This window comes from Syntrophorhabdaceae bacterium, from assembly GCA_036504895.1.
Taxonomy (GTDB): Bacteria; Desulfobacterota; Syntrophorhabdia; order Syntrophorhabdales; family Syntrophorhabdaceae; genus PNOM01.
Genome location: DASXUJ010000082.1, coordinates 1 through 13,267, shown reverse-complemented (window position 1 = coordinate 13,267; position 13,267 = coordinate 1). Strand labels below are relative to the sequence as shown.

The following is a 13,267-nucleotide window of genomic DNA, read 5'->3' as shown; positions in this document are numbered from 1 at the left end:
ACTGCAGGGGAAGAGTGTTTCATTGTCCACGTAAACCCTCTCAAGTGACTGTATTTACAGGCTTATTGTACCACATGGCGTGAAGAGGGTCCAGGGAAAAGAGGGGAATGGAGGGATTATTTCACACGTTCTACGGCTCCGGCCTTCCAGACGGCACCTACCGGCCCATCTGAAGCTCCCCCGCCATTCCAGCGCCCACAGCCGGCCGGCACTAAATAAAGAGGCGTGCCGGCGGTAATGAATTGTGTGATCGGGGGAGGAGTCGTGTCGTGGGTGTTATGCTAATTGATGGAGCAGGGTGAGACTGCAGCAAGAGGGCTTTGCTTGCGCTCGCCCTTCTCTACTTGACACTATCACGTGTCGCCATTAGGTTAGGTTCATAGTAATTCATTCATCATTAGTCGCCAAGGGGGCTTCTATGGACAGTGGGTCGGTTCGGGTCAGGCTTATGCGGGCTGATGATTTTGATGCGATTGTCGGGATTGATGCGAGGGTGCTCAAGGTTCCCCGCCTGGAGTACTACAGGCTCAAGTTCGAAAAATTCATTCAGTCGAAAGATTATGTGCCCACCTCACTTGTGGCCGAGGACGATGACGGGACGGTGGTGGGGTTTATCATGGGGGAGCTCTATATAGGGGAATTCGGCATCTCCGAGGCGGCGACCCTGGATACCATCGGCGTCGATCCTTCGCACCAGTACAAGGGTATCGGCCAAAAATTGATACATGAATATGTGGAACACTTAAGATCGCTCGGCATCAAAAAAATGAATACCCTCGTGGATGAGAACGACTCCAGGCTGATACATTTTTTTAAAGCCAACAAATTTATCCCTTCGAAGATTGTGAGCCTGGAACGAAGCATTGAGAGTTGAAGGGGATATATGAAGAATCACTCCCCCGGCCTTGGAGAGGTTACCTGTCCATTTGTAGTCCCACCGGTCGATCTGTTACAATAAAGGCACTAGTGTGAGGAATATAAAATGGCCCCTGTCTCACGGGATCTTCAGATCTTTGCCAAACCCGGCGGTTCTTTGTGCAACCTCGAATGCCGGTATTGCTATTATCTGAAGAAGGAAGAGCTTTATGGCAAGGGCGAGGTATTCCGAATGTCCGACATCCTTCTCGAGGAGTATATCGTCCAGCATATCGAAGCCTCACCCGGACCGATAATCAGGTTTTCATGGCATGGAGGGGAGCCGACGATTTTGGGACTGGAGTATTTTCGGAAGATCGTCGCACTCCAACGCACAAATCTGAGACCCGGTACACAGATAATGAACGGTATCCAGACAAATGGCACCCTTCTCGACGAGAAATGGTGTCGTTTTCTTGCAGAGGAAGGTTTCAGTGTCGGCTTCAGCCTTGACGGCCCTGCATCGATGCATGACCGATACCGGTTGGACAGAGGGCAGGAGCCCACCCATGAGCGCGCGCTGGCGGGTTACAGGCTTCTGCGGCGATACGGGGTGCCCTGCGATATACTCTGTGTAGTCCATGACCAGAATGTTCTCCATCCTATCGAAGCGTATCGGTTCTTTAAAGATATAGGCGCCGGGTATATCGGGTTTTTGCCCCTCGTCGAACCTGGGGTCCATGGGTCCAGCGTAAGCGACCGCACGGTACCGGCAAAGGCTTTCGGAGATTTCCTCTGCGCAATTTTTGACGAATGGCTGGAGAATGATGGGGGCCGTATTAAGGTGCAAATATTCGAGGAGGTTTTCGCTACGGCCACCGGGCGCGAGCACGGGCTTTGCATATTCAGGAAAACCTGCGGTGATATTCCCGTGGTCGAGCACAACGGGGACTTTTTCTCCTGCGATCACTTTGTCGATCCGGACCATTACCTGGGCAATATTCTCGATAGACCTCTTGATGAATTGATCGATAGCCCTGCTCAAAGGGCCTTCGGGCAGTCCAAGGCAGACGGTTTGCCGCGCCTTTGCCGGAACTGTGAATTCCTCGACATGTGTAATGGCGGCTGTCCGAAAGACCGCTTTCTGCAGACTTCGGAAGGCGAAGAACTCAACTACCTGTGCGAAGGTTACACACGCTTCTTCGCCCACTGCCGCCCATTTATCGCCGAGCTGGCGGCCCTGAGTGAGCCTTTGAATTTTGAAGTTCAGCCGCCGTCGACTCCGGACCGGAATGTCCCGGTCAGCGCCGGAACAGGCCGCAACGATCCCTGCCCCTGCGGCAGCGGCAAAAAATACAAAAAATGCTGCATGAACCCTTAACTCTTCAGCTTCTCCTTCAAAAACGCTATCGTGCGCGTCCACGCGAGGTCCGCTGCTATCTTATCATAGCGGGCGGGATTCGCATCGTTATTGAACGCGTGCTGCGCGTTTGCGTAGATATATATCTTATAATCGACGCCGGCCTTCTTGAGGGCCTCTTCATAGGCCGGAATGCCCTTGTTGACCCCCTCATCGAGACCCGCGTAATGGAGAAGAAGAGAAGCCTTGATCTTCGGGACATCTTCCGAAGCGGGCTGCCTTCCGTAGTAAGGGACTACTGCCGTGACATCGGGTGAATTGACGGCGATCTGATTGGCCATGGCACCGCCCCAGCAAAATCCGACTACCCCTACCTTGCCTGTGGAGAGGGGATTGTTCTTCAAATATTGGACGGCGGCAAGGAAATTTTTTAACGTCGATTGGGGGTCAAGCTTTCCGATTAGGGCTACTGCTTTATTCTCATCCCCGGGGGTTCCTCCGGCAGGAGAGAGGGCATCGGGGGCAAGGGCCAGAAATCCCTCGAGGGCTACGCGCCGGTTGACATCGGCGATATGGGCATTAAGGCCCTTATTTTCGTGAATAACAACCACTCCCGGCACTTTCTTGGCCCCCTTGGGCCCGGACATGGTGGCGCGGACATCGCCTGTGGTGCCTTTATATGTGATATCCTGGGTGACGAGGCGCGGATCGTCCTTGGAAACCAAATCCGCACGGGCCTTCTTATTCTCCAGCAAGGCGAGAAGAGAATTTGCCGCCACGGCCCCTCCCGCGACAACCGATAATCTTTTCAGAAATTGCCGCCGATCGAGTATTCCCCAGCTGAACCTGTCGTACAAGTCGAATGCTTCATCGCCCGGTTGACTCTTCATAGGTGTCCTCCTTTTTGGGTTTACGATAGAAAAATGAATCGCTTAAGTGGTAAATATTTATCCTTATGGTGATTTTAAGAAAGGTTTGGCCCGGTGTCAAGGAGAGAAACCGGTCCCCCCAGGGCTCATCCTCAGGCCCCAGCTTTTTCCGAGAAAAGATTCTTCTTGACTCGTCTTCTACTATGTGGCTCTAATTTGGTAGAGTCAGGAGGAGTTTATGAATGAAAGAAGAAAAACCGCGATCAGGTTCCTGATCGCGCTATCATTGATGTTCATGACCGTTTCATGCGCATCTTATTCGCAGTCCGACGGGGTTCGGGTGGCGGCTACGGTGAAGTCTCCGGAGCCCGGGGCCTCCTCGTCCTCCGGCCAAATACCTAAAGGAGGGGCGGAAGCAACAGTTGACGCGGGGCTTCGCGCTTCCGGCAAAGACAATGTGGTGGTCGAGGACATCGGAACCCCACCGCCCGGCATGCGCAAACCCAGGACCTCCGCAAAGGTCGTTTCTTCCGATCCCGCGGGCGGGGAAGAGAATATCCCCTTCAGGGACCTTCCCGGCATTCCCATCGATGAGCGCCTTCTCACCAAATCGACGACCGTGGGACACGACGCATTGATCGAGAAGGAGCTTAAGCGGCTTCTCGGTGAATTCGGGGATAAAGGCACGGTGGAAACGATTTTTCTTAATGAAGTGAAGCTCTACGTAAAGGCATTTCAGACGAACGACCAGTACAGGAGGTTCATGAATGCCTCGCTCAGGCGTTCGGCGCGGTATATGCCCGCGGTGAAGGAGGTTTTCAGGAAGAGGAATATTCCCGAGGACATGGCCTTTATCGCCTTTCTCGAATCGGGTTTCAACCCGAATGCCCGGAGTCACGCCGGGGCCGTGGGCATGTGGCAGTTCATGCCGGGCACCGCCAGGCAATATTCCCTCAGGGTTGCCGATAGGACGGATGAGAGACTCGATCCCGTGAAATCGACCTTTGCGGCGGTCGAATACTTCCACGACCTCATCGCCATTTTCGGGCCCCGCTCCTTTCTTCTCGCCCTCGCGGCCTATAATTGCGGGGAAGGGAGGATCATAGGGTGCCTCAAGAAGATCAATAACCCCATGGAAGAGCGGAACTTCTGGCATATCAGGTCGTGCCTTGCCCGTGAGACCAGGGAATATCCCCCCAAAGTGATCGCTGCCGCGGTGATCGGGAGCAATCCCGAAACATTCGGATTTCCCCGGTACGAAGGCAATGGAGAGAGCCTCGAGATACGGACCGCCTTCGCGAATTTCCGTTCCCTTGAGGAAAGCGCACCCGAGGCGCGCCCGGTCCATGTCGAGCCAGTACGTAAGGCAAAAGAAGGAGCAAAACCTGTCCGCGTAGCCATAGCCGCAAAGCCGAAACCCCCCGAGCCGAAGCCGCCTGAACCGAAGCCCATCCTGTATGTGGTTAAGAAAGGGAATACCATTGTCACGGTCGCCGAGATTTTCAGGGTGGAAAAAGAAGATATCAAGAAATGGAACAAGCTCAGGAGTCTCCGTGTGGAAGCGGGGCAGAAACTGAAGATATACCCGGCCGCCTCCATGGAGGCAGTCAGTTATAAGGTCAAGAAAGGCGATACCATCACGGAGATCTGCCGGAGCCTGAAGGTCCGGCCCGCAACCCTCATCGCGGCGAACGGGCTGAAAAACGGCTATACCATCAAGCAGGGCCAGGTGCTCGTGGTCTACAGGGTAAAAGGTAAGGCGGCCGCACACAGGGCCTGATGCCCGTTGGATTACACTCAAGGAAAAATCAGCTAAATAGAGTTACTGAGATTTTGGGTCTGGTGAAAAGTGGAAGGTGCAAAGGTTGAGGGGTCCGCCCCTCAACCTTTGCACCATTGACCAAGAGTGAACGGCGGAGTGAAGGCCGGATGAAGGGGCTTTCAGCCGGTCCCTCGTGGAAGGATATAGAGAGCGGGCGTGCCGCGTAAGTTGCTATGTCCGCCGGAAAAGCTTCCCCTTACCCATGGGGAGCACGTGCTGCTATCGATAATATCCGTGCCCGTGTCCACCGCCATGGTACCCATAGTAGCCGCGATGATGACCATAATAGGGGCCCAGGGGCACTATGGCGCAACCTGCCATGAGCGTGAATGCGATAACTGCTGCGATCAATACTTTCATTTGTCCCTCCTTATTGCTGATACCAACTATGGTTTAATAAGCAATCCCCATGCCTGAACCCCATACTCAAAAATTATTGATATTGTTGAGTTATTTAATGAGAAAGGGAGGAATGTATTTCCTTTTTGTCGATTCCGGGCGGGAAGGGCGACAAAATTGTCATGGGCCGCACATATTTCCTTCAAAAATCACCATAAAAAGGCCAGTTAAAAGAACAACATCTTAAGGGCGTGACTCTTTTGCCGAAAAATATTAGGCAGGGTCCTGCATCAATACTGAAAAAACAGAAGCAAGGAGGCTGGTAGTGAAAAGGATAATTGTATCGAAGGATCTCCGGTTAATCTGTCTCGCTTTATCGGTTTTCGTCTTTTCCCCTTTTCTTTCCCTCTACGGGAAGGACTGCGCAAAAGAGCCCGATATGATCGCCATAGCCGACTGCCATCAGAAACGATATGAGAAGGCAGATAAGGAGCTGAACAAGGTCTATTCCGAGGTAATGAAAGACCTCACGCCGGAGGCACAGAAGAAACTGAAAGAGGCCCAGAAAGCATGGCTCAAATACAGGGACGCGGCCTTCGCCTTTGCTATCGAGTATAATAAAGACACCCGGTCCTACGGGAGTGTCGTGGTGGCGGACTACAAGGCGAGGGTAGTGGAGAAAAGGGTGCTCGAGATCAAGTTTGTGACCCAGTCGCCGGCAGACCCGCCGGTGGAGTGGTAAGATACCTATATTATATGACCTGTCTGTATGCATGGGCCCACATACACGTTCTTTGCGTGGGTCCGTCGATCAAAGACGGGATCGACCCTGAGGCCGTCCTCATTATCCCTTTGACAATGCCCGCCCCTTTCAGGCTATATTAAAGCGTGAGCCTTCCCAGCGCGCTCACAATTTCCGTGGAAAAAACCGGATGACCGAATCGATAAATCCTTCTCGTTGCGACCAATCTCCCAGGGAGCTGCTCCGCTCCTGCTTCGGATACGATAGTTTCCGGGAGCACCAGGAAGAGGTGATCGACCAGGTCCTCTCAGGGGGAGACGCCTTTGTGCTCATGCCCACAGGGAGCGGGAAATCGATCTGCTATCAGATCCCCGCCATGTTGCGTCCCGGCATATGCGTCGTGGTGTCGCCCCTTATCGCCCTCATGCAGGACCAGGTGGACGGCATCAGCCAGCTCGGCGTCAGGGCGGGTTTTCTCAATTCCACCCAAAACTACCAGGAATCATCCGCCATGGAGCGCAAGGCCGTGGCCGGCGAGATCGATCTCCTCTACGTGGCCCCTGAAAGGCTCGTAACCGAAAGCTTCATGCGCCTTCTCAGCCAGGCAAAAATAGGATTATTTGCCATTGACGAGGCCCATTGCGTCTCCCAGTGGGGACACGATTTCAGGCCCGAATACCTGGGTCTGGGCGTGCTCCCCGAGCGGTTCCCCTATGTGCCCCGCATTGCGCTTACCGCCACGGCGGATAATGTCACGAGAAAAGAGATCATCGAGAAGTTGCGCCTGGAAGAGGCGAAACAGTTCATCTCAAGCTTCGACCGGCCCAACATCCGCTACAGGGTCGAGGTAAAGCAGAAGGAAAAACAGCAGCTCCTCGAATTCCTTAAAAACGAGCACCCCGGCGACTCCGGCATCGTCTATTGCATGACCAGGAAGAAAGTGGAAGAGATCGCGGAATTCCTCTCGGACAAAGATATTCCCGCCCTGCCTTACCATGCGGGCCTCGACCGGGAGAAAAGGCTCAGAAACCAGAGGCGCTTTTTTCAGGACGAAGGGGTGATCATGGTGGCCACAATTGCCTTCGGCATGGGCATCGATAAGCCCGACGTCCGGTTCGTCGCCCACCTCAACCTGCCGAAGACCCTGGAGAGCTACTACCAGGAGACGGGACGGGCCGGAAGAGACGGTGAAAAGGCGGATGCCTGGATGATCTACAGCCTGGGGGACGTCATCGTCCACAGGCAGATGCTCGAAACCTCGGAGGGGGGCGAAGAGTTCAAGAGGATCCAGCGCAGCAAGATGGAGGCCATGCTCGGCTACTGCGAGACCACGAAATGCCGTAGACTTGTGCTTCTTAACTACTTCGGCGAGGAGCGCGCCGAGCCCTGCGGAAACTGCGATATCTGTGAAGGCACGGTAGAGACATGGGACGGTACCCTCGTCGCCCAGAAGGCCCTCTCCTGCGTCTTTCGGACAGGCCAGATGTTCGGCTCCACCTACCTCATCGATGTCCTTCTAGGCAAGGATAACGAAAGGATCAAAAGCTTCGGCCATCAGAAGGTCTCCACTTTCGGCATCGGGAAAGAGCTCACCGAGACGGAATGGAAATCGGTATTCCGCCAGCTCGTCGCCGCCGGAATGCTCGGCGTGGACGTAGGGGGAAAGGGAAGCTTAAGCCTCGCCCCCGGATGCCGCCCCGTACTGAAGGGCGAGGAGAAATTCGAGCTCCGCAAAGACCCCGTTCATGTGAAGGCCAAAAAATCAAAGAAGGCAAAGCTGACCATCGAAAGAGGCAAGATAGTCATCAAAGGCGACAGGGAGCCCGTCCTCTCGGAGGACGCGGGTGCCGAGCTATTCGAAGAGCTGCGAGCTCTCCGCATGGAGATCGCCAAAAGCCAGGAGCTCCCGCCCTACGTGATATTCCACGATCGAACTTTAAGAGAGCTTATCTACGCCCTGCCGGACACTTTGGAAGAGATGCGGAACGTCTCGGGCATAGGGCAGACAAAGATAGAAAGATACGGCGAGCAGTTCCTCGAAGTGATCAACGAGTACAAAAGAAAGCACGGCCTTGACCCGCAAGGATAGGCGATCCGAACTGGGACGGGACGCTTACATGCTTATGACAATGGAGGACGTACCCGAAGGACACGAGGTGAAGGAGTTTTCCCTCAATGTATGAAGAGGAAGTTGCTTTTCAAGAAAATCACGCAAGACTAAGGGATTTTAAGACCTTTCCAAGTATTTATCGTAACCTCACACCTGTTCTAGTTCATAATCATTAAAAAGAGCCTAAGAAGATTTGGGAACATTTTTGCCGTCACGGCGATCACAGTGAGGAGAATGATCTTGACAATGGAGCAACTATGCTCCATTATAGAGGGAGATGGATCAAAAAAGGCTACGAGTAAAAAGATACAAGTAACTGATATCATAAGAAAAGAAGAATTTAGTACGTACAGGTTTCCGAACGATGGCCTTGAACGATCCTGCGGGACGTGCCGGATTTCAAGTGATAAAGGAGTGAATGGAAAGGTTTTGAAGACTTCCCGGGCGGAAGATTAAGTCCATGACGGGGCGTGCAGGACCCCGAAAGACGCCGTTATGGCGATAAAGGAGGAACAAAAAATGAGCGACTCTAATTTGAATGGCAAGAGGATCCTGGCGGTAGACGATGAGCCGGACGTGCTGGCGGTTCTCAAAGACGAGATTATGGATGCGGCTCCGAGCTGCGTCTTTGAAACGGCAACCAGTTACGAAGAGGCGAACGGACTGCTTCAATCCAAAACCTATGACCTCGTGGTCCTCGATATTATGGGGGTCCGCGGGTTTGACCTCCTCAAGGTCGCAGTGAGCCGGGGTTTCAAAACGGCCATGCTTACGGCCCATGCCTTAACCCCTGAGGCACTGAAGAACTCCATGGACCTCAAGGCGAATGCCTATCTTCCCAAGGATAAGCTCAGCGAAATAGTCCCCTTTCTCCAGGACGTGCTCGCCCTCGACTACGAGTCCGGCTGGAAGCGTGTTTTTGAGAAGCTTTACACATTTTTCACGGAGAAATTCGAGTCCGACTGGCAGAAAAAAATAGGCTTGGAAGGGAGAACCTGGGTCTAGGCCAAAGAGGCCGGGGCTCGAGCGGGAATGGGCAGGGGCGGTATGGTCGCGAAATTCGTACTGCCGGGCCATGGCCCCCTGTCCGGGAGACCGCAGACGGCTTATTTCTTCTCATCCATTCCGCCGGTATTGCTCCTGACGGGAAAGGTGACAAAAAAGGTTGTTCCCCCTGACGCGGTGCAGTCATCGACTGTTCTGCAATGACTGCATTGGGCGATGTTCCCGGGGCAGGTATCCCGGTCGGTGGGTATGTAAATGCATCGGACACTCTCGAATGAAATGTCGAACCCGTAACGCTCGGCATAGTGCTTAATTCGGAGAAGTTCGAGGCCTTTGCCGCCCGCACCGAATTCGAAAGGTCTTTTTGTCGAGTAGAGATCGGTTTCCTCTGTGTGGAAGAGGCCGTCCATGACCGAGCCTTTATTTTCCTCAGTGATACCGATACCCCTGTCTGCCACGCGAAGAATGATGCCCGTGTCATTCTGCTCCGCAGCCACTTCAATCGACCCTCCTTCGGGCGTATTTTCAATGGCATTTTTGATCAGACCTTCGGTAACCTCTCTCAGGATGAAGGGATCTATAAAGACAAAAAGATCGTTTTGCCCCTCCACATCGATGCGCAGATTGCGATGCCCGGCGGCTCTCTCCATTTTTTTTACGGTGGAAAGGACAGACGAGTAGAGGTCGATGGCCTGAGCTGACCGGGGGCTACGACCGAGATATGTGCTTATCCACCCCTTGACGGCCTCCCAATGCGGGCGTATCGCTTCAGGTATTTCCGGAAGCTCCTCCATCCTTGCCAGAAGCCGCTCGATATCCTTGAGTATCATCCCTTCTTCAATTTCCTGGGATACCCTGAATATCTCGTCGGTCTCGGACGATATCTCGGACAGACGTTCCGTATTCCTCTCCAGGATGTCGATGATATTTTCGATGGCAGGGGTCAATAAATTCGCGAATCTTCGTTTCAGGATGCCGGTAGTGCTCTGAATCACCGAGATAGGTGTGTTCAGCTCGTGGGAAATGTGATTGACCGCCTTGGTTTTTGCCTTGTTCAGTCGCTCCAGTTCTTTGTGGGACCTGATGAGTACCTCTTCCGCCTCTTTCCTCTCGGTAACATCCCTGAGATAGAGAAGGTATTCGGATTTGCCCCGGTACGTAATAGGGGCGGCTGATACCTCCACATAGATTATGTCGCCCTTTTTAGTGATACCCTTGAATTCGTATCGTGACGGCACGGGTTCGCCTGCCTGCCGCTTTCTCTGCATTTCGGCAACCATCTCCAGGCTATCGGGATGTATATTCCATTTTACCGATTTTCCGATGGCATCTTCAGGGCCATCAAGCCCGAACATCTTAATATACTGTGAGTTCGCATACCGGCATATATCGCCCTCGAGGATGTTGATCGCATCGTTGGAGCTTTCGATGGCGGTCCTATATCTCTCCTCGCTTTCCAGGAGCGCTTCCTCGGCCTTTTTGCGATCCGTGATGTCGAGCATCGTACCTTCATATCTGATGGTCTTGCCCAATTCATCACGAAAAACCATGACGTTCGAGGAGACCCAATGTACCGTGCCGCTCTTCGTTTTCATCCGGGATTCAAAGCCCTGAACGGAGCCGGATGAGCGAAGAAGCCCTATGAGTCTCTTATGGTCCGACGGATCCAGAAAAAGATCTTCCGCGAAAAGCGAATCCCCCATCTCGACCGGCGACGCATATCCGTGTATTTTGGCGAAGGAAGGGTTGGCATGGATAAAACGGCCTTCGCGATCCGTCTGGAATATTCCTTCCAGGGCATTGTTCACGATGCTCCTGAATTTTGCCTCGCTTTCCAGGAGCGCCTCTTCTGCCCTTTTACGCTCCGTGATGTCGAGCATCGTGCCTTCATATCTGATGGTCCTGCCCTTTTCATCACCAAAGGCCACGACGTTCGATGAGACCCAGTGTATCGTTCCGCTCTTTGTTTTCATCCGCGATTCAAAGCCCCGAACAGTGCCGGACGAGCGAAGAAGCTCTATTAGTCTCTCGTGGTCGGACGGATCCAGAAAGAGATCCCTTGCGAAAATAGAATCCCTGATCTCCGCAGGGGACGCATATCCGTGGATAAGGGCGAAGGAAGGGTTGGCATGGATAAAGCGACCTTCACGGTCCGTCTGGAATATCCCCTCAATGGCGTTGTTAATGATATTCGTTAATTTCGCCTCGGTTTCCGTCAGGGCAAGCACGAGGTCTTCCAGCTCTTTTTGGGATCTTTGGTGGCGATCGGGATTTTCAGGTGTTTCCGTCATGATGGGGGTCTGCCTTTAGGTTTTTCTTCATCGTTTGATTTCCAGTTAAAAGGTTTCTTCTATTATAAGCTATTCTTAAATATAAATATTGCACTTTTTGATGTATTACCACCTCTTAAGAATCATCAAATAGCGCGCATGCCCGTGTGCTCCGGGAGGGTATGGAGCCAAACCTTTATTCTTGATAAAGGGACTTCGAGCAATCAGATGTCAAGATTGACTCCATACCCTTGTGGATCGGCGATATCTATCTTGACATTTTCCCATGATCGCCGCAAATTGCTTATTATGGTTTTAACGTAGTCTCATCCTGGCAGCTCATTCCCCCGGCAGACAAAGTTTTCCCTACATGATCGGGCTCCTTCAAAGCGATCAGGCATCAACGTAGGCACTGATAGTTTTAAAATGAAAACAAAGAGGGGATAGTAAGATGAAATGCTTGTTCATTCTCATTTTTGCCCTGCTTCTGTTCGGCTGTGCTACCAAGGGACCGGTCCTTTATCCGAATGAATACCTGAAGTCGGTAGGGGAAGAAAAAGCTTCCGGCGACATTGATGAATGTAAGAGTGGTGCCGATACATACGTCAAGTCAAGCGGCGGCCAGGAAGCAGTAAAAGGCACCGCGGTAGGAGGCGCGGCCGGGGCTGTAATAGGCGGAGCTGCAGGGGCAGTTACCGGAGATATAGGAGGAGGCGCCGGGATAGGGGCTGCGACAGGCGCAGCATCCGGACTCTTATATAGTATATTCAAAACCTCGGAGCCAAACCCGGTATATAAAAGCTTTATGGAGAAGTGTCTGCGGGACAAAGGCTATGAGGTAATTGGCTGGGATTAGCCTGTAGAGATTAGTATGTCAACGGGCTATTGGCCCGACCTATTGGTAATCGGTGAATTCAACTTCAAAGTCTAAACTGAGGGCAGACCAAGCCAGCCCGGGGCATACCCTTTTGTGATTATGGAAGGCATAAAAGTGAAAAAGTAAAGGGCGTTCCTTACGGCTTCCTAAATATCGTATTATTTCGGTTTTTTTCAAAAAACATCACACAGCGAGGACAACCTGAGAGGTGCAACTGTGGCGAAATCGACAAGCGACGCAAAGAGGCGAAGCTGATCGGTAAGGAAAAGGGCCGCTCTACTCTTCCTCGTGAAGCATCTGGTTGTAGATGAGAGAAGACGTTATCCGGGCGTATAGAAGAAGGTATTGAGCTGGTCACGAAAACAGGGGCATTTGGCTGTGTCGGCGTAATAAGAATGGTAATTTGAATGGTAATTTATTGCAATTCAGTATGGATTATTGCAAACTACCCGAGGGGAGGACTGGAAGAGATGTTCTTTCTCGTAAAACAAATGACAATCAAGCTAAGATAAGGGAGGTTCCGTATGGGTAAGGGTCTGGCTGGTAGAACCGTCTGGGGCTGCAGTTTTGCGGCGGTTCTGTTGTGCATCTTGATGTATTCGCTTGTCCCGACGGTAATGGCGGCTGATCATACCATTACGTTTGTAAATAACTGCAATGAAACGATTTGGCCGGGAGAAGGCGGTCCCCATCCTACCGGATGGGAGATGGCGGCCGGGGCGACAGTGGTCAAAACGATTCCCGTCGGGACTGCCGGCCTCACCTTTTGGGGCCGGACCGGCTGTACATTCAATGAATCGGGCAAGTGCCCCACGCAGGGAGTCGATTGTTGTAAATCAGGGGGATGCATCAGCTCCGCTGATACCACGTACTTCGGCTTGGAGTGTGCATCCGGAGGACAACCGCCTGTGGCCCTGTTTGAGCCTACCTTTGATGCAAATAGTCCCCACGGACCTCTCGACTATTTCGATGTGAGCCTCATCGATGGGTTTTCCCATGTGGCCATACAGGTTACACC

The 13,267-nt window shown here is 52.6% G+C and carries 11 protein-coding genes; 8 read left to right on the top strand and 3 right to left on the bottom strand.

Translation table 11 applies throughout. The annotated features are described in order from the left end of the window. The first annotated feature begins 418 nt into the window (after positions 1 to 418). Positions 419 to 874 carry a GNAT family N-acetyltransferase gene (locus VGJ94_11625; GenBank protein ID HEY3277263.1) on the top strand — a complete coding sequence of 152 codons (456 nt, stop codon included), beginning with the start codon at positions 419 to 421 and terminating at the stop codon, positions 872 to 874. A gap of 108 nt (positions 875 to 982) precedes the next feature. Then, entirely contained in the window at positions 983 to 2,236 is a 1,254-nt protein-coding gene (locus tag VGJ94_11620; protein HEY3277262.1) for an anaerobic sulfatase maturase, read from the top strand. Here VGJ94_11620 and VGJ94_11615 read toward each other — a convergent pair. Next, entirely contained in the window at positions 2,233 to 3,105 is an 873-nt protein-coding gene (locus VGJ94_11615; protein HEY3277261.1) for a dienelactone hydrolase family protein, read from the bottom strand. The two genes, VGJ94_11620 and VGJ94_11615, sit on opposite strands and share 4 nt — an antisense overlap. A 217-nt stretch (positions 3,106 to 3,322) precedes the next feature. On the opposite strand from VGJ94_11615, the gene VGJ94_11610 reads away from it, so the two are divergent. After that, the gene (locus tag VGJ94_11610; protein ID HEY3277260.1) at positions 3,323 to 4,864 is read left to right on the top strand and encodes a transglycosylase SLT domain-containing protein; all 1,542 of its coding nucleotides are present in this window, start codon (positions 3,323 to 3,325) and stop codon (positions 4,862 to 4,864) included. A gap of 261 nt (positions 4,865 to 5,125) precedes the next feature. Here VGJ94_11610 and VGJ94_11605 read toward each other — a convergent pair whose 3' ends face one another. Next, the gene (locus VGJ94_11605) at positions 5,126 to 5,266 is read right to left on the bottom strand and encodes a hypothetical protein (GenBank protein HEY3277259.1); all 141 of its coding nucleotides are present in this window, start codon (positions 5,264 to 5,266) and stop codon (positions 5,126 to 5,128) included. A 304-nt stretch (positions 5,267 to 5,570) separates the two neighbouring features. On the opposite strand from VGJ94_11605, the gene VGJ94_11600 reads away from it, so the two are divergent. The 3 genes from VGJ94_11600 to VGJ94_11590 all read left to right on the top strand — a co-directional run bounded on the left by VGJ94_11600 (position 5,571) and on the right by VGJ94_11590 (position 9,102). Then, complete coding sequence (locus VGJ94_11600) at positions 5,571 to 5,987, top strand: lysozyme inhibitor LprI family protein (protein ID HEY3277258.1); 417 nt, start codon at positions 5,571 to 5,573, stop codon at positions 5,985 to 5,987. A gap of 190 nt (positions 5,988 to 6,177) precedes the next feature. Continuing rightward, the gene (gene recQ, locus VGJ94_11595; GenBank protein HEY3277257.1) at positions 6,178 to 8,076 is read left to right on the top strand and encodes a DNA helicase RecQ; all 1,899 of its coding nucleotides are present in this window, start codon (positions 6,178 to 6,180) and stop codon (positions 8,074 to 8,076) included. 540 nt (positions 8,077 to 8,616) lie between these two features. Beyond that, positions 8,617 to 9,102 (top strand): response regulator, encoded by a 486-nt coding sequence (locus tag VGJ94_11590; protein ID HEY3277256.1) that lies wholly within the window; start codon positions 8,617 to 8,619, stop codon positions 9,100 to 9,102. Positions 9,103 to 9,203: 101 nt separating this feature from the next. Here VGJ94_11590 and VGJ94_11585 read toward each other — a convergent pair whose 3' ends face one another. Next, a complete protein-coding gene (locus VGJ94_11585) occupies positions 9,204 to 11,393 on the bottom strand; it encodes a PAS domain-containing sensor histidine kinase (GenBank protein HEY3277255.1) in 2,190 nt (729 codons plus the stop codon). Between the two features lie 430 nt (positions 11,394 to 11,823). On the opposite strand from VGJ94_11585, the gene VGJ94_11580 reads away from it, so the two are divergent. After that, positions 11,824 to 12,228 carry a hypothetical protein gene (locus VGJ94_11580; protein ID HEY3277254.1) on the top strand — a complete coding sequence of 135 codons (405 nt, stop codon included), beginning with the start codon at positions 11,824 to 11,826 and terminating at the stop codon, positions 12,226 to 12,228. Positions 12,229 to 12,773: 545 nt separating this feature from the next. After that, positions 12,774 to 13,267: thaumatin family protein (locus VGJ94_11575; GenBank protein ID HEY3277253.1), on the top strand; the 494-nt coding region annotated here is incomplete at its 3' end.